21 protein-coding genes and 2 pseudogenes are annotated in these 19,981 nt (G+C 38.7%); 16 read left to right on the plus strand and 7 right to left on the minus strand.

Features of this window, described 5'->3' with window-relative positions:
* Position 1: 1 nt before the first annotated feature.
* A complete protein-coding gene (locus tag NSQ85_RS03575) occupies positions 2-805 on the minus strand; it encodes an ATP-binding protein (protein ID WP_223899638.1) in 804 nt (267 codons plus the stop codon).
* Between the two features lie 530 nt (positions 806-1,335).
* The gene (locus tag NSQ85_RS03580) at positions 1,336-2,073 is read right to left on the minus strand and encodes a LytR/AlgR family response regulator transcription factor (RefSeq protein ID WP_340781166.1); all 738 of its coding nucleotides are present in this window, start codon (positions 2,071-2,073) and stop codon (positions 1,336-1,338) included.
* Between the two features lie 252 nt (positions 2,074-2,325).
* Here NSQ85_RS03580 and NSQ85_RS03585 point away from each other — a divergent pair, with 252 nt between their 5' ends.
* From NSQ85_RS03585 to NSQ85_RS03600, 4 genes are all read left to right on the plus strand, one after another.
* Entirely contained in the window at positions 2,326-2,556 is a 231-nt protein-coding gene (locus NSQ85_RS03585; protein ID WP_011226494.1) for a bacteriocin class II family protein, read from the plus strand.
* Between the two features lie 6 nt (positions 2,557-2,562).
* Positions 2,563-2,688, plus strand: coding sequence for a hypothetical protein (locus NSQ85_RS03590; RefSeq protein ID WP_340781168.1), 126 nt, complete (start codon positions 2,563-2,565; stop codon positions 2,686-2,688).
* Positions 2,689-3,542: 854 nt separating this feature from the next.
* On the plus strand, positions 3,543-3,944 hold the full coding sequence (locus tag NSQ85_RS03595) for a hypothetical protein (protein ID WP_011226490.1): 402 nt from the start codon (positions 3,543-3,545) through the stop codon (positions 3,942-3,944).
* 250 nt (positions 3,945-4,194) lie between these two features.
* The gene (locus NSQ85_RS03600; RefSeq protein ID WP_180482402.1) at positions 4,195-4,437 is read left to right on the plus strand and encodes a Blp family class II bacteriocin; all 243 of its coding nucleotides are present in this window, start codon (positions 4,195-4,197) and stop codon (positions 4,435-4,437) included.
* A 145-nt stretch (positions 4,438-4,582) separates the two neighbouring features.
* Here the strand turns inward: NSQ85_RS03600 and NSQ85_RS03605 are convergent.
* Positions 4,583-6,153 (minus strand): IS3-like element ISSth1b family transposase gene (locus tag NSQ85_RS03605; protein ID WP_340781170.1). Its coding sequence is split into 2 segments (ribosomal slippage): positions 4,583-5,508 and positions 5,508-6,153, totalling 1,572 coding nucleotides; the frame shifts between segments, so codons are not numbered across the junction.
* Between the two features lie 193 nt (positions 6,154-6,346).
* Between NSQ85_RS03605 and NSQ85_RS03610 the strand changes: the two genes are divergently transcribed.
* From NSQ85_RS03610 to NSQ85_RS03625, 4 genes are all read left to right on the plus strand, one after another.
* Entirely contained in the window at positions 6,347-7,273 is a 927-nt protein-coding gene (locus tag NSQ85_RS03610; RefSeq protein ID WP_084829083.1) for a thioredoxin family protein, read from the plus strand.
* A 164-nt stretch (positions 7,274-7,437) separates the two neighbouring features.
* Positions 7,438-7,734, plus strand: a complete 297-nt coding sequence (locus NSQ85_RS03615) for a bacteriocin immunity protein (RefSeq protein ID WP_004197070.1) — start codon at positions 7,438-7,440, stop codon at positions 7,732-7,734.
* A 321-nt stretch (positions 7,735-8,055) separates the two neighbouring features.
* Positions 8,056-8,319 carry a hypothetical protein gene (locus tag NSQ85_RS03620; protein ID WP_002945924.1) on the plus strand — a complete coding sequence of 88 codons (264 nt, stop codon included), beginning with the start codon at positions 8,056-8,058 and terminating at the stop codon, positions 8,317-8,319.
* Between the two features lie 124 nt (positions 8,320-8,443).
* On the plus strand, positions 8,444-8,824 hold the full coding sequence (locus NSQ85_RS03625) for a bacteriocin secretion protein (protein WP_084829082.1): 381 nt from the start codon (positions 8,444-8,446) through the stop codon (positions 8,822-8,824).
* A gap of 79 nt (positions 8,825-8,903) precedes the next feature.
* Here the strand turns inward: NSQ85_RS03625 and NSQ85_RS03630 are convergent, their stop codons facing one another.
* Positions 8,904-11,171, minus strand: coding sequence for a Xaa-Pro dipeptidyl-peptidase (locus NSQ85_RS03630; RefSeq protein ID WP_100273451.1), 2,268 nt, complete (start codon positions 11,169-11,171; stop codon positions 8,904-8,906).
* A 120-nt stretch (positions 11,172-11,291) separates the two neighbouring features.
* Here NSQ85_RS03630 and gla point away from each other — a divergent pair, with 120 nt between their 5' ends.
* Entirely contained in the window at positions 11,292-12,155 is an 864-nt protein-coding gene (gla, locus tag NSQ85_RS03635) for an aquaglyceroporin Gla (protein ID WP_002951781.1), read from the plus strand.
* A gap of 58 nt (positions 12,156-12,213) precedes the next feature.
* Here gla and NSQ85_RS03640 read toward each other — a convergent pair.
* The 3 genes and pseudogenes from NSQ85_RS03640 to NSQ85_RS03650 form a co-directional block, all read right to left on the minus strand.
* Positions 12,214-13,462 (minus strand): annotated as a pseudogene (locus NSQ85_RS03640) (ISL3 family transposase).
* 197 nt (positions 13,463-13,659) lie between these two features.
* The gene (locus NSQ85_RS03645; protein ID WP_255135309.1) at positions 13,660-13,884 is read right to left on the minus strand and encodes a CPBP family intramembrane glutamic endopeptidase; all 225 of its coding nucleotides are present in this window, start codon (positions 13,882-13,884) and stop codon (positions 13,660-13,662) included.
* The gene (locus NSQ85_RS03650) at positions 13,885-14,022 is read right to left on the minus strand and encodes a hypothetical protein (protein WP_340781172.1); all 138 of its coding nucleotides are present in this window, start codon (positions 14,020-14,022) and stop codon (positions 13,885-13,887) included.
* 282 nt (positions 14,023-14,304) lie between these two features.
* Between NSQ85_RS03650 and NSQ85_RS03655 the strand changes: the two genes are divergently transcribed.
* The 7 genes and pseudogenes from NSQ85_RS03655 to NSQ85_RS03685 all read left to right on the plus strand — a co-directional run bounded on the left by NSQ85_RS03655 (position 14,305) and on the right by NSQ85_RS03685 (position 19,893).
* Entirely contained in the window at positions 14,305-15,060 is a 756-nt protein-coding gene (locus NSQ85_RS03655) for a CppA family protein (protein WP_084829080.1), read from the plus strand.
* Entirely contained in the window at positions 15,060-16,016 is a 957-nt protein-coding gene (locus NSQ85_RS03660) for a serine hydrolase domain-containing protein (protein ID WP_084829079.1), read from the plus strand. Before NSQ85_RS03655 ends, NSQ85_RS03660 begins: the two co-directional genes overlap by 1 nt.
* 201 nt (positions 16,017-16,217) lie before the next feature.
* The gene (locus tag NSQ85_RS03665; RefSeq protein ID WP_179972239.1) at positions 16,218-16,868 is read left to right on the plus strand and encodes an ABC transporter ATP-binding protein; all 651 of its coding nucleotides are present in this window, start codon (positions 16,218-16,220) and stop codon (positions 16,866-16,868) included.
* A pseudogene (locus NSQ85_RS03670) lies at positions 16,865-17,625 on the plus strand (ABC transporter permease). Before NSQ85_RS03665 ends, NSQ85_RS03670 begins: the two are co-directional and overlap by 4 nt.
* Before the next feature lie 76 nt (positions 17,626-17,701).
* A complete protein-coding gene (locus tag NSQ85_RS03675) occupies positions 17,702-18,100 on the plus strand; it encodes a hypothetical protein (protein WP_232086253.1) in 399 nt (132 codons plus the stop codon).
* Between the two features lie 160 nt (positions 18,101-18,260).
* A complete protein-coding gene (locus NSQ85_RS03680) occupies positions 18,261-18,455 on the plus strand; it encodes a hypothetical protein (RefSeq protein ID WP_179973970.1) in 195 nt (64 codons plus the stop codon).
* 487 nt (positions 18,456-18,942) lie between these two features.
* Positions 18,943-19,893: a magnesium transporter CorA family protein gene (locus tag NSQ85_RS03685; RefSeq protein ID WP_340781175.1), complete on the plus strand. Its 951-nt coding sequence runs from the start codon at positions 18,943-18,945 to the stop codon at positions 19,891-19,893.
* Positions 19,894-19,981: the final 88 nt, after the last annotated feature.

Genomic DNA, 19,981 nt, shown 5'->3' on the forward strand with positions numbered 1-19,981 from the left:
GTTAGGCCTTTTTAGTTATTGTTAATTGTTGTGTGAATGAGAAATTGTTACTCTGTGTTTCTAAGTTTACATTGATATAGTTATCTAAGATTTCTGTGACATTAGCAAGGCCAATGCCTCGCTCTCGTCCCTTGTTGGAGACACCTCTTTCAAATATGGTTTTGGTTTCTGTTTTTTCTTCACTTATGGTATTGCTAATAGATAATAGCTGTGAACAATGATCTTCCCAAAAGCTAATAGTAATTTTAGGGTTTTGAGTTTGAATGGCACCTTCAATAGCGTTATCTAAAAAAATAGAAGTGACGATAATGAAGTCCAGAGTCTCCATCCCAATCAAGTGGATGGGTTCTGGGATGCTAATCTGAGCTTCAATGCCTTCTTCTTCTGCTTGTAGAACTTTTGCGGACAGAAGGCTTTTCAAAGTGTTATCCTGAATATTAACGAGTCTAGCTAAGTCAAAGTTTCTTGTATTTAATCGTTTATCGGATTCTTGAAGCACACTATCATAGGCTTCTTTGACAATATCCATATCGTCTTTATCTATCCCCAATCGTAATGTGACTAAGAGATTACTATAATCGTGTCTAAAACTACGAACAGAATTGTAGAGACCTTCAATATGTTTATTGTAGGTGTAGAGATTTTCTAGCTGGAGATTTTTTTGGAAGTCCAATTGTCCTTGAATCATTTCACGAATGTTTCTGTCTAAAAAGACAATCATAATGAAGAAGAGGACAAGTGAAATAACAACACAGAGTTTTCGAAGCTCCAAAGTTGAAGAATGAGTAGTGTTTTCAAGATACATGAGGATCTGTAACAGTAGGGTGTACCCAAACATAAAAAAGTTAGCAACTATAATAATATGTTGAATCGGAGAATTTGATTTCTGCTTTTGAAGTATGGTAAAACTCCCCTTGAATAATTTAATAAAGAGAAATGATAGACAAAGAGGTGCAATAGATGAAGGGATGGATATTAATAGAGAGCTTTGATAATCGGTGATACTAATATTAAAAAAAGGGAAGATAAAGAAAGTAATCAATCTTAAACTAAGGTTGTTGAGGATATCAGGGAAGAGACCATTGAAAATCTTTATTTTTAATGGTTTTTTAGTCTTAGTGGATAAAAGGAAGGAGAGAAGAAGATAATAGATATCCTCACCCCAGAATTTAATGATAAACCAAGAAGAGTGGTTATAAATAAAATTAAAGGCTAAATTAAAAATAAGGAGTAGGAAAAAATACCTCAGACGAATCTTCTGTCCCATTAAATAAAGGAAAAGAATAATTTCTAGGCCTGCACTTAAAAGGGTGAGAAAAAGTAGCCATAACGTTGTTAACATCCTCTGCCTCTTTCCTCAACAATCTGTGCAATCTTTCCTATCTTCATACGGGATACTGGTAGGACTTGACCATTAATTAAGGTAGCTTCATAATTGGTCTTGTTGACAGAGATGATCATATCTGTATTGACGATATAGGACCGATGGCATGGGTAGAGCTTTTTGTGTATCTTTTTAAAGTCTGCCAGATTTGCTCGGATATCCATGAGGGTATGGATAGTCTGGAGGTGAACATGGTGTTTGATATCTGATGTGGATAGGTATAGAATTTGATCCATAGGAAGGTTTATTAATTGAGACTCTGTTTTGTAGAGAAAAAACTCATCCGTGGTAGTTGCGTTAATAGGGAAGACTTGAGCAATGGTTTCCCCTATTTCTTTTCTAAAGCTAGCTTCATCTAAGGTTTTATTGATGTATTTATAGGCTGTAACGCCAAAAGCTTGAGGCATGAACTCTATATGTGTAGTGACAAAGGCAATGATAGCATAAGGGTTATTTTGACGTACGATTTTAGCGATATCAAGTCCCTTCTTATCTTCACCTTTAATTTCAATATCAAGAAAGAAAATCTGATCGCTTGTATTAGAAGTGATAGCTGATAACAACTGGTCAGGTTTGTCAAAAGACTGGACACAAGATAGATCTTTTCCGAAGGATTTAAGTTCATGTGCCACAGCCTCTTCCAAGCGACCCATCTGAATAGAATTATTTTCTAATAGGTAAATCTTCAAGGTCTAGTCCTCTCTTTTATGACGAATACTGTTTATTGAAAAATTGTAACATAAAGAAAACGGTTTTTCATTTTTTTATGAGTATAAAATGAGATTTTTTTTTTCTGAATTTTAGAAATAATATACATTAGGAATTACCATTCGGGACATATAGCCACTTTTTGGGACGCTAGCTCTGATAGAGACACTTGAATGCTATACTAAAGATGTGATTGAGAGATCACACGATAAAAATTTTAGGAGGTAGTTGCCATGGCAACTCAAACAATTGAAAACTTTAACACCCTTGACCTCGAAACACTTGCTAGTGTTGAAGGTGGTGGATGTAGCTGGGGAGGTTTTGCTAAACAAGGAGTAGCTACAGGAGTTGGTAATGGTTTACGACTAGGTATCAAAACACGTACTTGGCAAGGTGCTGTCGCAGGAGCAGCTGGAGGTGCTATCGTAGGTGGTGTTGGTTATGGAGCAACATGCTGGTGGTGATGGATTATGTTTGATTTGAAAAGTTATATTTTAGGGATGGTTTCCATGGCTGTTATGAGTTTTTTAGATAAGCCAATTATGTCATTTCTTGAAAAACACAAGGCTACCAATTCCGTTAAGAAGAAACCCTAACTGAAATGTCTTGTCAATTGCTGGTCTGTGAATAGCATGTGAATTATGATTGAAAATTTCGATATAAGAGAAGAGGTATTTGTAATCATGACCAAAAAACGCCTAGTGTCTCTAATGATGTCTATGGGCTTCGTCCTTGTTGCCTTACATAACTTTGGAGAAAAACTGAATTTTGGACTTCAATGCCTAAATCTTATCGGGTTATGTTTATTTCTCTTTCTTATGTGTACGGTTATCAAGGATATAAGGTCAGACAAGTAGTGACATTTATGTCACTACTTTTTTATCGGCTTCCAATCTATAATAAAATTCATAGATTATGCACAGACTAGCTAAAAACACTTTAAGGAGAAAAGTATGTTTAAAAACTCAAAACCGTATTTACTGGCTACCATTCTCATCGTAATGGGCCTCGCTAATCTATTTAGAAGCTTGGATGCAGTTCACCATACCATTAACTTGCTAGGGCTAACGGTGCTTCTTTATAGCTTACTTTTTAAAAAGTGGGTACAGTTTCAAAAGTAACCTTTGGTCACTTTGAACGTAAGATGCTTGCAAATGCTTATTTTTGATGTTCCCGAAGTAAAATTATTCTTGCTAATGATAGCGGAGATTATATTATATTTGATTGCATATCTTTGTAATAGAGAAAACAAAGATATGTATATTCGCCTATTTAAAGTATCAGTACTAATGACACTACTGTATTACATCTCCAGTAGAATTTAATCGCTAAGGGCTTACTTGAAATCTTACAGCTGTATAATAAAATACAGAGAGGAATAGAGTTAAATGTAATAGCTTATTAGGTTTGCAAGACTGACTGAGGTTATTCATAGTTTAGGTGTTTTATCATGAAGTTAAAGAATATTAGTTCGAGTGTATTGCGATCTTTTAGAACCATCACTGCTGCGTTGGCAGTTTTCCTTATAAGTATCAGCCTTTCTCTCTACAAAAGCAAGATCTCGCCAGGAACTTGGCTAGCAGTCGGAGCACTAGCTTTCGTAGTCATTTTTGTTAATGGACTGCTCTACCGTATGCTTAAGAAGCGTCCAGATTCAGTAAATCTGTTAACAATACGGCAGTCCTTCATTGTCTTTCCTGTCATCACATTTCTAGTGCTTAGTGTAGAGTTTTACACATTACTAACATTCAGTGATACCACAGACCGTATAGTACTAGCCGTATTAATGCTTTTGTTAATCCTCTGTGATTTTCTATCTTACCTTCAAGTCAAAAAATATTTTAAACAATAAACGCATTTGCTTGATTATTCTGTAAGCAATCTAGAAGATATTTGCATAAAAGTGTTATAATAAGAAAGTGATTAAGTAAATATGTGAAAATTAGAGGAAGATTTCCAATGATTGAAGGATGTTCTTTAGGAATTACCATTCGGGATATATAGCCACTTTTTGGGACGCTAGCTCTGATAGAGACACTTGAATGCTATACTAAAGATGTGATTGAGAGATCACACGATAAAAATTTTAGGAGGTAGTTGCCATGGCAACTCAAACAATTGAAAACTTTAACACCCTTGACCTCGAAACACTTGATAGTGTTGAAGGAGGTGGATGTAGTTGGAGAGGCGCAGGTGGAGCGACTGTTCAAGGAGCTATCGGAGGAGCGTTTGGAGGTAATGTAGTTTTACCAGTTGTAGGCTCAGTTCCTGGTTATCTAGCTGGTGGTGTTCTAGGTGGTGCAGGTGGTACTGTTGCCTATGGAGCAACCTGCTGGTGGAGCTAATCTATGGTATATTTTATTATAGGTTTTGTTGTTGCTTTGTTAGGTAATATCTTTTTCAAAAAGGTCAATAAAAATAAACATAAAAAATAATCTTGAACATATACTGAACAGCTCCCTGTCAAGTGGACAATGAAATAATAAAATATTAGGCGACGGCCTTGTTCCTCATTTCAAGAGGGGCAAGGCCGTTATTGTGCTCTTGAAAACGTTGATGATTGTAAAAATAGATGTAGGCATCAATATCTGAAACTAGCTCCTCAAAAGTCTTATACTTCTTCAAATCATAGCACTCCGTCTTAAAGTGCCCAAAGAAACTCTCAATTGGTGCATTGTCAATACACTTACCAACACGAGACATGGAGCGGGTCATCTGATACTGGGTAGTTAAACGGTAATAATCTTTCGAAGTATACTGCGAACCTCGGTCGCTGTGAATTAATGGTGTCGCATTAGGATTAGCTTTTTGTGCTTTACGAAGTGTTTCCAATACCAATTCGTTATCATTAAATTGACCAACTACATAGGCGACAATTGAGCCGTCGTAAAGATCCTTAATAGCACTCAAATAGGCTATACAGCTGAAACCGTACTTCAAGAAAGTCACATCTGTACACCATTTCTGATTTGGAGCAGTGGCTGTAAAATTACGATTGAGAATGTTGTCCTCTACATTGACAAAGCTAGTTTTAGTACAATAGCCCTTGGCTCTTCTGATAATGGAACGTAGACCTAGAATGTGCATCAAGCGTCGAATCCGCTTCTTGTTGTAGTTTGTTTCAAGCTTGCGATTGACAAATAGCGTCATACGATGATAACCAAGAATACCATTATGCTGGCTATGAAGTTTCTTGATGATATCCATCAAGCCTAAATTTTCCTGTTCAGAAGTTGTTTCTTGATGTTGTAACCACTTGTAATAGCCTGAGCGAGATACCTTTAGAATATGGCACAAGTGGCTGATAGAAACCTCTTCATACTCATCCGCATATTCTTTAATCGCTTGGAAGGTTTCCAAGTGCCGACCAAGTCTTACCGTCGGTTTCGTCGTTTGATTTCTTCTAACTTTTTTAGCAGGCCGTTCTCCATTTCAAGATACTTAATCCGCTCTTCCTGTTGCTTGATTTTGAGGCGTAACTCTTCTTCTGGAGTAAGGTTTGGTTTACTTGTAAGACCTTTTCCACGACGATCTAGGAGACCGTTAGAACCGTCCTTCTCGAACTTTCTGACCCAAGAATAGATCTGCTGGTAGGAAATACCATACTTCTCAACAGCCCCTTGGTAATCTTTCTCGTGGGCAAGGGTAAAATTGACAATCTCAATTCGTTCTTCAAATGTTGTCTTGCGTCCTTGCTTCATGCGTCTCATTCCTTTACTAGTAGCTTTCAGTTCTTTACCACTAGTATAACTTTTTATCCATGATCTGAGAACATAAGGGTCAGAAATTCCATATTTTTTGGTCAGATCTTTGAGACTTCCCAAGCCATTAAGATAGTCGGAAACAGCTTGTTCCTTTAGTTCCTTACTATACTTCTTCCATTGACGGCTTTCCTCTAGCCCATCAACACCAGCTTCTTTGTACTTCCGAACCCAGTTCGATAGGGTGTCTTTAGAGATACCTTGGTTTCTAGTTAACCAACTAAGTGATTTACCTTCTTCCAAGTGAAGCAGAACAATTTCTAGTTTCTCAGATACAGATTTTGGACTTCTTTTGGACATAATAAGACTCCCCTTATAGTTTCTAGTGAAAATTTTTATTTTTTCACTGTCCACTATAAGGGGAGTATATCATGGTGATAGTGGGATTTTTTATATTCTTACCATTCGGGACGTATAGTCACTTTTTGGGACGTTAGCTTCTATGAGAGTTGTAAATTGTTAAACTAGACTAAGTAATCGAAAGGAGTTTATGATGAGAAAAAGGACATTAACGCTATGGCTGATGAGTTCAGCCTTGTTACTGAATCTATCGGTAGGAACTGCTTTAGCGGATGAGGTGGTAGAAACGGGAGCTGATAATTCTCCAAAGGTTGAAGCAACCGAATCTACTCCAGTAGAACAACCATCAGATAGTCAGGAGCAGTCGCTTCCTGAAGATAAAGAGGCACCAGCAGCGACTGAATCAGTAACCTTGGCTGAGTCTGAGGAGGAGACTGCAAATGATATCCCAGCAGTATCTCGTGAGGAATACGACGCTAATGTTGCTGATTTACCTAAAATAAGTTTAGATGATGTGCGTAATGCCTTTACCGAGGATGGTCAGGCACATACGATTTATTTTGGACGTGGAACCTGTTACTATTGTCGTCAATTTTCACCAGAGTTGAAGGTCTTGAACCAACTGATGGATGGTCGTTTAGAGTATTACGATATAGATCGTGAGGATTTTGACCGAAACTATGTGTTTGGTGAGATTGGTATTCCAGGTACACCTACACTACTTTATCTGGAAAATGGTCAGCTATTATCAGGATGGGTTGGTGGTGGACCTGCTCAAACAGTTTATGACCATTTAGCCAGCTCTAGTCCACGTTTTATGACTTTGAATCAGGAACAAACAACCATCTCTGAACCTCAAACTAAAACTGTTCGTCCTACACGAGTAACCGAAGAGAGTACGAAAGAGAAATCTTTGCCAACTGTTCAACCACAGCCGATGTCAACGGTTCAGAAGGAACTGAACGCTCAAACAGGGCAAATGGCACCAATGACTGATAAAGTAGCAGACACAAAAGAATTCCCTAAAACAAATGACGGTGAGCAATCACTTGTCTCTTTTGTGGGGGCATTAGCAATCTTAGCTTCACTCATGTTAGCACTGAGATATTATATTAAATAGGTTAAAAGATTGAGTATCTCCCTCAATTTTTTTCATTTTGTATATGAATGACCATTCAGGACGTATAGCCACTTTTTGTGACGCTGGCTTTTAAATGACTATCAGTGTGCTATACTAAAGATGTGATTGAAAAATTAGTTGAAAGAAATAAGGAGGTTTTCTTAATGAAAGGACTTAAATGGTTTGCAGGAGGCAAAGAGAGACAAGAACAAGCAGTAGCTATCATCGATGAGGTAATTGAAACTATTGGAGATAAGCCAGATTATGCTGATTTGAAGCAGGTCCTGCACTCCTACCGAACGGAACTTGCAGACTCTCGTTCAGCCACTCCCTATATCTTAAGCAGGATGTCACTGGAAATATCCAAAGTGGTCAGAAAAGACCAGCTAACCTTGTCTCCCTGTATCGAGGAGCGAATGGCAGAGTTGCGAAAATTGCTAGCGATTCGTTATGGCTATTGATGTCATTAGGGAGGATTTCTTGGTTTTAAGGTTGAGTTGTCCATTGAGAAAAGGAAGATGGAGCAAAAAGGTTCTTTTCCAATCTGTTGAGGAGCAGAGAAAGAACCTTAAGTCCTAGTTATGATTATGACAAGCGGACAAGTGATTGTGATAAAAGGTGAGTGCGATGCCTTATCTTAACCGACTTCGTTCAGGAAAGTTACTTTATTTACAACTCATGGTTGTTGCCTAAGGTTTGATAGATGGCAATATTGGTTTAGAATTATTATATAATGGTTCTTCCTTCTTATTTTAGTTACCCCTGGGTTTGGTTTCCTTACTGTGTCTGACCTACCTACCAGTGTTCATCGGACGAGAGCTGAACAATCGTCCACTTGGGAACGACAGTTTACTCCTAAACAAATTTACGCTGGTATGGGCTTGGCACATTTGGCTATTATTTTAACTGGTGTTTATCGTTTGCTGACGGTGAGAGGTGCCGAATGGCGCCTAATCATTATTGTTGTGATTGTTTTGGATATTTGTTTACTAGCTTTTCTGACACCTAGAGTGCTTAAAATCATTAAACAAAGTGAACGAGGTTAGAATGGCAGTTTATGATAGACACGCCTATAAAAATAGCGAGGCTGTAAGTGCTTATCTATGCTTTGGTAACTTTGTAGGCGTTGTGAAAACTTTCTGTTTGAGAGAAGTGTGAGGTTTAAGTTTTATGTCAAAAAATCTACGTGCCCTTACGGCCATTATTTTGTCCCAATTGCTTATTGAGTGTATGGGATTCTTTTTAGGAATTCCTCTTAGTAAGATTCTGGTTTTAACAGTACTTAGCAGTATAGCAGAGGTTCTGATGCATCTTGTCCTAGGCAAAAAATCTAAAGTCACTTTGAGTGATAAAGAGATATGGCATCAATACTTTTTATTCGTTAAGAAGACACTCTGGCTTTCCATTTTGTTTGTTGGAATTTTTCTTTTTTATACGTTGACTAAATCTGACAGCTTTATGCTTTATTTTTACTGGCATATCTTTGTGTTGTTCCACTGTCTTGGCTATATCATTTGTTTAAATAACATCAAAATGAATCGTAAAAATTGAAGATCAAATCTTGTTTATTTTCACACAATAAAAAAATCCCATGGGAGTCATCATCTCGTGGGAATTTTTGCGATAAAGATTAATAAGGCAATGTCATCTTACTTTGGCTTAGGTCCACAGTCACTTCATAGTCACTATTGTCACGAATAGTGTGCTCAAAGTCTGTGGTATAGAGAACGAGTCGGAGTTTGTCGCCCTTGTTGAGTTTGTAGATGGTTGGTTGTAAGTCCAAACCGATAGTCGTCCATTCATTTGGAGTGACATTCTCAATGCTAAGGAGATCTTTGCGATTTTGCAGGTTAAGGTGTCCTTTGGTAATGACACGGTATTTTGCCTGCTTGAATGGCAATTCACGTAAGGCTTCCTCCTTGAAGAGACGGCCGTTGTCTACATTCATGCGTTTTAATTCAGGTATTGGAGCTAGGTATTTTTTATCTCCCATTTCCAGAACTTGGGCCGAAATGAGACCACGGTTTGTGCTAGACTTGACCCTGAGCTCTAGGTGGACACGACCATTGATTTGGATGTCTTGGTCCAGTTCAAAGTCTAGAGTGATGGCATTGGCTTTATCCATAAAGAGGTCATCCTTAAAGCTTTGATAAGCCTTACTGTACTTAGCAAAGATTTCCTCTTCGTAATGGTTAGCGATACTAGCTTCTGCCTTACCAAGCTGAATGTGTTTACCATTATCATGACCAAAGTTATCGAGAACTTCCCAGGTCTGTTCAGACTGGTTGTTTTGCCAGATGACTGTAGGCAGTGTGTAACCATTATCTAAACCAAGGAGTTTCTGACAAATTAAGGCGTTCATGCTTTCTCGGAAGTCAATAGACTGCCAGGCATTCATGTAAACGTGGGCACCATTATGGAAGAAGAGGTGTTTTTCGAGAGATTTAGGAAGGGCTCTGAACATTTGATAGACATTAATTGGTTTGACATTCCAATCCTGGCTACCGTGTGTAAAGACTACAGTAGCTTTGACACGGTCTGCGAATTGCACATAGTTGCGGTCATGCCAGAACTGGTTATAATCCCCATGCTTACGATCAATAGCTGTGCTTAGCTCATTGAGGTAGGCCTCGTAGTCTTTTTGGTGGCGTAGGTATTCTCCAGCTAATAGGGCACGAGAATAGGTGAATTCAGTCAAGGTATCGAGATCCTCACCAGGGTACCCTCCAGGACTAACGAGGAGTCCATTTTCACGATAATAGTCGTACCAAGAAGAAATACCCGCTTCAGCAATAACCATCTCCAAACCGTCAACACCAGTTGTAGCAAGGGCGTTGGACATAGTACCCAAATATGAAAGTCCAGTAGTAGTCACCTTACCAGAAGCCCAATCAGCAGTGATTGTATGCTGTCTGCTACGACTAGTAAAGGCGCGTGCACGACCATTGAGCCAGTCAATGACAGCTTTATAGGCCAAAATTTGTTGATAGTCTCCAGAGGTCATGAAACCTTCCGAGTTGAAAGTACCGACACCAGATACATAGATAGAAGCCACACCACGAGCCAACATGTAATCGTTAAGTGTATAGGTATCAGTGTGAGCAAAACGCTCCTCAGCCTTTGTGACAGGGTTGATAGGCGTAAGGTCTGCCTCTGGTGCTTTAATTTCTGGACGGCTAAGAGAAATCTTACCAGCTGGTTTGACGAGCAAGTCTCCCTCCATCTTGTGGGTCAGTTTATCAGAGGAAGGTTCATTAGTCCCTTGTTGATAAGGGCTTGCGGTCATCATGGCTGGAACTGGGAAGTCAACATTAGGACGTAAGATAGTCACCTTGACTAGGTCTAACAGCCCATCTTTGTCAGTATCTACAGGTGTTTCGACATAAACCACTTCACGGTGAAGCTGATTAGTGTCAAATGTTGCCAAGCTCTTACCATTAAAGAAGACGTAGTCATTACTTATTGGGATTAAATCTTGGGCTACTAACTGATCAATTAAGGTATTGCCAGATTGTGTGCGTGTCGCTAACAACTGGTGAAGGTTATTAAGGCTACCATCAAAAGCAATTGGGAAGGCCATTTTCTCAAGAAAAGCAACACTGTCGGTAAAGTCCACATTAGGGACAAATCCTAGCAGTTGAAGGGCTACTAAGCCAAAGACTTCAGCAGTCAAAGGACGGTCTGATTGGAAAAAGGACAGGAGGTCTGTCTCTGGATCGGCAATCCAATTTTTCAAAGCCAAATCAGTATCTTCAAAGAAAAGGAAGTACTTGCGAACAAAGGATTCAAAATTGGCTTTGGCACTAGCATCTAGAGAGACTTCAAAGCCCAAAGAACGGAGTTCCTGATAAGCCGTTTCAGGACTAACAGGGATGTAACTGAACTGGTTAAATTTCATATTCAAAAACCTCAAAAATAATACGTAAATATTCCAGAAATATCTTTACATCAGACATTATACCTGATAAAATGATAAATGTCTAAATTATTGTAAAATCGAAAGGAAATAAAGAGACAAATGAATGATTTTCTAAAAGAAGCGTTCACCAGTGAATGGCTTTTGAAATACCTCACTGAGTTGTTCGCGACTGCTTTTCTTGTAGCACTTGGTAATGGTGCTGTTGCCAACGTTGAGCTTACAGGAACAAAAGGTAACAAATCTGGTTGGATTGTTATCGCTTTTGGTTATGGTTTTGGTGTTATGATGCCAGCCCTTATGTTTGGTGATGTTTCTGGTAACCACATCAACCCTGCTTTCACACTTGGACTTGCTGCATCTGGATTGTTCTCATGGGTAGGCGTTCCTGGATACCTTATTGCACAACTTCTCGGTGCCTTCCTAGGTCAAGCTATTGTGGTTTGGGTTCACCAACCTTACTATGCACAAACTGAGAATCCTAACAATATTCTTGGGACCTTCTCAACTATCTCAGCAGTTGACGATCATGATGACACTCCAGAAAATCGTAATCGTGCCTGTGCCAATGGTTTTGTCAACGAGTTTGCAGGATCATTCCTCCTCTTCTTTGGTGCCCTTGCCTTGACAAACAACTACTTTGGTCACAAGCTTGCACAACAAGCTGTTGCTGCTGGTTACACTAAAGAAATGGTTGATGGACAATTCCATGGATCGCTTGAAACAGCCCACATCGGTGTTGGTTTCTTGGTTGCTGCTTTGGTACTTTCATTCGGTGGACCTACTGGACCAGCCCTTAACCCAGCTCGTGACTTGATGCCACGTCTTCTTCACCACCTCTTGCCAACATCAGTTCTTGGTGAGCACAAAGGTGATTCTAAATGGTGGTACGCTTGGGTTCCAGTTGTAGCGCCAATCCTTGCAGGACTTTTGGCTGTATACTTGTTTAAAGCTCTCTACCTTTAATTAATAACAAAAAATCTGGGCTCTTTGTCAACTGTAGTGGGTGACGAAAAGCTAACATCTAGAGAGGACCGGATAGGTCCTTTTTTTATGTATGTTCAGTGTGATGAAGAAACGCTTCTTAAAGTTGATAAAGTTTCTAAACCGAAGCCCAAGCGTTTGATATCTTTGATCAACTTATTAGTCGCTTCAAGTTTCGCGTTTGAATAGTCCGTTTCTAGTGCGTTTTTGATGTATTGCTTGTGTCTAAGAAAAGTCCTAAAGACAGTTTGAAAATAATGATTGACCTTGCTCCTATTTTCCTCTATCAGTTCAAAGAACTCATCTACTCTCTTCTCCTGAAAGTGAAAAAGCAAAAGCTGATAAAGTGTATAGTAGTCAGTAAGCTCTTTTGAAAAAACTAGTGTCTTCGCAACAACTTCATGTGGTGCTAAAGTTTGGCGGAAAGTCTTTGAATAGAAAGAGTAGAGAGATAGTTTACGGCTGTCCTTTTGGAAGAGTCGCCAGTGATTTTTCAGGGCTCGATAGGGTAGTGACTTCTTATCGAACTGGTTCATAATTGCAATTCTTGTCTTTAAAAAGGCACGTCCAAGGTGCTGGATGATGTGGAAACGATCAAGAACGATTTTTGCGTTTGGAAAGAGCTTGCGAGCCAGTGGAATATAAGCTCCAGACATATCCATCGTGATAAACTGTACCTGTTGTCGGACTTTCAATGGATACTTCAAAAAGTAGTTTCGTATAGTGGTTTGGCGGCGATTATCAAGGATGATTATGAGTTCGTTTGTCTTATAATTCTGCGCCACAAAAGCCAATTCCCCTTTCTTGAACCCAAACTCATCCCAGGACATAACGGCAGGGAGTTTGTCATAATGTTCCTTGAAAGTAAACTGATCAAGCTTGCGATAGACAGTGGACGTCGACACGCGAAGTCTTCTTGCAATATCAGTTAGTGACACTTTCTCAGTTAGGAGTTGTGTAACTTTTTGTCGGACTAGATTGGAGATTTGGCAGTTTTTCTCAACGATAGATGTCTCAGCTACCGTGACTCTCCTACAATTTTTACACTGGAAATGACGTTTTTTCAGACGTAGTAGAGTTGGTGTTCCCGCTTGCTCGAGAAGAGGGATTTTAGAAGGCTTTTGAAAGTCGTACTTGATCATCTTTCCATGGCAATGAGGACATGATGGTGCAGGGTAATCAAGTTTTGCTTGAATCTCGATATGAGTGTCAGTTTCAAAAATAAGTGAAATCTTGATATTTTGGTCTTTGATTCCGATTAATTCTGTGTTATTCTTAATAAGTCTCATAAGTTCTTCCTAATGATGGTTTGGTTGCTTTTCATTATAGTTCTTATGGGACTTTTTGTGTACACTCAAAAAGCTCTATAATCCCTACAGTAGTTTTACCCACTACAGAAATTATAGATCCAAAATCTGAAGCAAATGCTTCAGATTTTTTATGCTTAAAATTTTGAAAGTAGCAAAAACTGAGAAAGTTTTCTCAGTTACATGGGATTAGTCATTACTAGAATGGTAGCACCTAAGGTGAAAATATTCCATAGGATATGAAGCGAGATAGTTGCTGATAGATTTTCTCTTTTTTGGTAGACCATAGAGAGAGCCAATCCCATTTCAATATAGAGGAAGAGGGGAGCAAGGTTGGTGGGCATATGGAATAGGAAAAAGAGACTGGTACTCACTAAAGCAGTAACTATCGAATAAGGAGCCAACTAAGAGCAAACCGACTTACGAAAGAGTAGTTCTTGCAAGAAGGCTGTAGTCATCATGCTAATGGCTACTGGGAGGATAGACGTTGTCGTAAGAATTCTTTGAAGTTCTGCATGGTAGTTGGTGTGGGTCAGTAGCATAAGATTACTCCCAATAACTCTCATCAAAAAATAAGAACAGCCCCCCAAGTAGTAAAAAGAATGCCTGATCGGCATGTCTAAACGCCAAATGTGATTGACGAAAGTTTTCAAAGTCTTTATTATATTCTAAAATGAAGAAATAGCGAGTCCTAAGGTAAAGATAATATAATGATTTTCCTAATTTATGTGAAAGAATGTAAAAAATTACAATCCTGTATTTTCTTAGGAAACTTCTTGTCACACAGACTCTTTTTGGATAAAATAGAAAAAATGGAGGGTATCATGACGCAATCAGGGAATCTTAAGTTTCACACACCAATTTTTCGTGTGAATAATAGACAAGAAAATATCGATTTTTACCAAAATACGTTAGGATTTAAGCTTTTGACTGAGGAAAATGCTCTTGCTGTCTTCACTGACTGGTCAGAACGTAACTCACTTTTTGTAATTGAGGAGTCTCCAGCTTACCGTTTCCGTGCAGTTGAAGGTCCTAAGAAAATTAATAAAGTGGTCATTAAGGTTTCAAATCCACTTGAGATTGAGTACCTTTTGGCGCGTGATGATAATCAAGCTAAGGCTATTTTCCAAGGGGAAAATGGTTACGCTTTTGAGACTATCTCACCAGAAAATGGTCTTATTTTGGTGCATGCCGAAGATGATTTATCAACTCTAAAGACAGTCGAGTACGCAGATGTTGAAGAAAAAAAAGATTTTAAAGGAGTTTCAGATTTTACTGTTCAGTCTTTGACTTTGAATGTTGTCGATACGGCTCAAGCGGCTTTTTTCTACGATAATCTGTTTGGCGAAGAATTGCCTTTATCTATCCACTTTGAAAAGGCAGAAGGTCCGGACCTTCAAGTAAGTTCAGATCAAACTTGGGATTTGGAAGTTCTAGAATTTAAGGTAGCTGAAGACTATGATTTGGCTGCCTTGCATGAGAAACTTGACAAGGAACAGTTCTCAAGTTATCTAGATCCTAAAGGAAGTCTACTCGCACTGACTGATATGAGTAATATTGAGGTTTGGTTAACAAAATAATGACTAATTTCAAACAAACATTGTTAACAATTACAGACTACATCAAGGCTGACATCTTCCCGGGTGCCAGCCTTGCACTCTATGACGGAAAGAATTGGCAAGAGTACTACTGTGGTACTCAGGATGGAAAGAATCCAGTAATTCCAGATTTAACCTATGATCTAGCTAGTGTCTCTAAGGTCGTGGGAGTTGGGACTCTTTGTATCTTCTACTTACAGTCAGGAAAACTGGATTTGGATGAGAAGTTCTCCACCTATTATCCTGAAGTAGCAGACAAGACGCTAACCCTTCGTCAGCTTCTTTCTCATAGTAGCGGAATTGATCCTTTTATTCCAAATCGTGATGAATTAGACCAAAAAGGATTGATTGCTGCAATAAATGCCATCAAAGTTAAGTCTGATAAACCATTCTTGTATACAGATATTAACTTTATTCTCCTGGGCTTGATGCTTGAGAAATTATTTGGACAAAGACTGGACAGGCTTTTTGACAGCGAAATTTTCCAACCTTTTGGTATGATTGACACACAGTTTGGTCCAGTTGACCTTGCTGTTCCAACTGTAGAGGGAATTCCGGGAGGAACTGTTCACGATCCCAAGGCTCGAGTGCTCAAAGAGCACACAGGTTCAGCAGGTCTCTTTTCAACCCTAAAGGACTTGGAAATCTTTGTTAACCATTATTTGAAGGATGATTTTGCTAAAAATCTGACGCAAAATATCAGTCAATCCAAGAAGGAGCGTAGTGTCGCGTGGGACCTTCAAGGCGATTGGATTATTCATACTGGTTATACAGGTACCTTTGTGCTTATCAATATCCCTCGTCAACGTGCGGGGATTTTCCTCAGTAATCGTACCTATTACAAGGATGAGAGGGCTCAATGGATTAAGGACAGAGATGCTTTGATTGAGATAATGAAGAAGGAGTTGGTTTGTGAAATGGTCGATCAAGGAAAATAATGATAAATTAAAAGTTCAATTAGAACTCCTCCGTAGTTATACGGAACACTTTGACTCAGGTATGATTCATAGGGCTTTGCCAATGGCTACACAGGTTCATGTATTAATACATCAAACAGATAAGTCCAATTTATTGACTTCTGAGCACTTTTTCATCCGGCTGTTGTCGGCGCCGATCATTGTGCGATCGGGGGTGGGCGTATGAATTCATTGATTAGTTTAGAAAAAGTTAATTATAAAATCGCTGATCAACATATTTTACATGATATTGATTGGCAGATTCCAGCTGGGGCTCATATTACATTGACGGGACCATCCGGTGGTGGGAAAAGTACGTTATTACAGATCATTGCGGCCATGATTTCTAAAACAAGTGGGACCTTGATTTTTGATGAGCAGCCGATTGAAAGTTATGACCCAATCATGTATCGGCGGCAAGTCTCATATTGTTTCCAACAACCGACGTTATTTGGTGAGACGGTGGCAGATAACTTAGCTTTCCCGTACCAAATTCGTAAGCAAGTCATGGATACGAAACGAGTGGTAACGGCGTTAAATAATGTTGGGCTGTCCGAACGAACCCTGCATCAGCCGATTATCGAGCTTTCCGGTGGTGAACGGCAGCGGGTCGCTCTGATTCGCAACATCTTATTCTTACCAAAAGTGTTGTTATTAGATGAGGTGACAGCTGGTTTGGATGAAAATAATAAGCAAATCGTGCACGCCTGGTTACGACAGTTAAATGAGCAGGATCACGTGACAACGATCATGATTACTCATGACGCGACAGAGATTGCTGCGGCAGATCAATTAGTGAAAGTGATTGCTGGCAGATTGGAGGTGCACGCATGAATTTAGCAATTAATAATACGTCGCTATTTTGGGCGGCAATGTTAGTGCTTGTCGCGTTAGGAATTAGTTTGTGGCAGAAACTTGGCTTGGATAGGGACATCGTCATTGGTGTCGTGCGGGCTGTTGTACAACTATTTATCGTGGGTTACTTGCTAAAGTATATTTTCCGAGTCAACAATTTGTGGCTAACGCTGGCGATGATAGGCTTCATTATCTTCAATGCGGCTTGGAATGCGAAAAAACGGGGGCCGGGGATTGACCATGCATTAGCCATTTCGTTATTAGCCATTTTTGTTAGTACAGGGCAGGGGTAACACTCGGCGTCCTCGTGCTATCTGGTGCGATTAAGTTTGTGCCATCGCAAATGATTCCCATTTCTGGTATGATTGCGTCAAATTCAATGGTCGCAATTGGGCTGGCTTATCGCAGCCTCAATAGTCAGTTTCATGACCAGCGGCAAGGTGTGCTTGAACGGTTGGCGTTAGGGGCTGATCTACTTGATGCTTCGATTGCCATCGTGCGTGAGGCGATTCGTACGGGGATGTCACCAACCATTGATTCGGCAAAGACTGTGGGTCTAGTCAGTCTGCCAGGGATGATGTCCGGTTTGATCTTTGCAGGGGTCGATCCAGTACGGGCCATTAGGTATCAAATTATGGTCACGTTCATGCTATTATTAGCTACTAGTTTGGGGTCAATCATTGCGTGCTATTTAGCTTACCGTAATTTCTATAATGAACAAAAACAGTTGAAGTAATGACTCCTGATTGCAAGTCCCGCGGGGAGTCCTTTATGATGGAAGCTGAAATAAAACTTAATGCGGAAGTATTGATGTGAATGACGCAGCGGTTTGGGTTCCAGTTCCAGCAATGTTTTACTGGGGCTGGTTAGTACCACTCATATTTGGAACCATTTTTGGTTGGCGTTATCATCGCGATAAGGTTCGCCTAGGTAACGGTATTAGGTTTTCGCTATTTTTCTACTCGTTTTTAACCATGCTGGCGATTACAATTTTAGATAGCAATATCCACTGGTTAATCATTATCAGTGGGACGTTGTTTGTGTTGCTGATCCTGTTGATTGGGCTGATTTTTACCTTACAAGCTTTCTTGCTCTTATGGAATGCGTGGATCATGTGGCGTCATGAGACGTCATACATTGGCGAATATGTTGACCTTGTACTTGGGACTAGCCATTCTGGTTTTGCCATTTTTAGGCAATCTGTTGAGTAGTCATGTGCCGCAGCCCGTGAGTTATTTTTTGACGGTATTTCCGAATCTGGTCATTTTTTACCTTGGTTTTTGGTTTTATAACTATCTGACGATGCTGACGATTTATCAATTCAATTGGCCCCGTCTGTGAGATGATAACTTTCGTTTATCAAAAAGCGGAATGATAAAACCTATAAAAATTTACGGGAAAAGAAAAGTTGGATTTATAGAAAATAATTTAATCAAAGCCCACAAAGAATGGGTTAAAGGATTCAAAGTTTTTACAGCTAGATCGAATAATATTGGTACTGAACTACATGATGATAATTTGAACACAAAAATTGGTTATCCAAACGAAATCGTGACTGAAACATAACTGGTGATTGGTGGAGATATAGATTTAAATTTAAATTCTGCTCGTAATCTCTCTAACTACCTGAAAACAAAATTCTCTAGATTTCTTATTAGTATAGCTAAATCAACTCAAGATGCCCCTAGATCAACTTATAAATTTGTCCCTATGCAAGACTTTACACTATATTCAGATATTGATCGGTCTAAATCTATTACAGAAATTGATCAACAACTATATAAAAAATATAAGCTAACTAAAGACGAAATATATGTTATTAACACTACCATAGTAGAAATGGACTAAATATTATATCCAACAAATAGGGGCGATAATTATAAATTAGATAATACATAAGAAGCTGGAGACAAGATTGTCTAGATAATGTGTGAGATAAAATTTTTAGCAGGTTATCATACATAAGACAAAATGTTTTTAAAACTGATAATGTATTTATTCCACAACAATTACGCATTTATTTTTGAGAAAAATATAAAGCAGGAGGATTACAATGCTGAAAACTTATTCTTTAACAAAAAATACATTATTAGTTTCGTCAGAATCAAATATCGAAAATTCCTCTGTTGTTTATGTTTATGGTGACGAACAAGAATATATCGAATCTTTTGAACATAAATCTGACGTTAACATAGACAATATACTAACGTTTGATGATCGAGTTGCATATGACACGATGATAGATCAGAACGATGAAAAAAGTTTGCTCGTAAGATTTTTGTTTCCCAAGATACATGAAGGTGGGCATCTAGATAATCTGACGACATCTGTTGTTTTCTTGGTATATAAAAATAAGTTGATAATTTTTACAAAACAAAAATTAAAATTCATTCCCGAACTCTTATCCAATATGGTTTTACATGATGTCGATAATTTCATACAGGAAGTACTTTTAAAGATCATGCAAAAAGATTTCCATGTGATGCTTGATGACCTTCGTGGAGTCAAGGAAAAAATTGATGATTTAGACTCAAAAATATCAACGTCCGGTTCACTCAGACCAACGTTTGGTGATTTATTGACTCTTCAAAAATACATGATAGCTTTGTCAACAACCTATGGCGCTAATCACAAAGCGCTGGATTTCATTAAAAAAAATTTTACAACTATTAATGATATTGATTTTACCACCCAAAAAATAATTGATGAGATATACAATACAAGCGACACAATGGATAGAATTATTTTAGGTTACAGTCAATATTTGGATTATTTGGAAAATATGATAAACAATATGATTTCGTATCAGCTAAACATGATTATGAAAACTCTAACAGAGATATCAATCGTTTTGACTATTCCAGCAATCATTTTTGGTTTTTGGGGAATCGCTGTCGATGGTCCGTTTGAAAAATCTTCTTATGGTGTTTTTACTGTGCTGATTATCTCTGTTATACTAAGCCTAATGTGCTGGTTTTTGCTGCGACGCAAAACATATTTGTAAAGTATTTGTGATACCCCAATATGATTTAAAGCAGAATTTCTTTGTTGGCTTATTAAAAGGCTGATTCCTTTCAGTAATTGAATAGCTT

This window comes from Streptococcus sp. FSL L8-0526, assembly GCF_038007145.1.
Lineage (GTDB): Bacteria > Bacillota > Bacilli > Lactobacillales > Streptococcaceae > Streptococcus > Streptococcus thermophilus.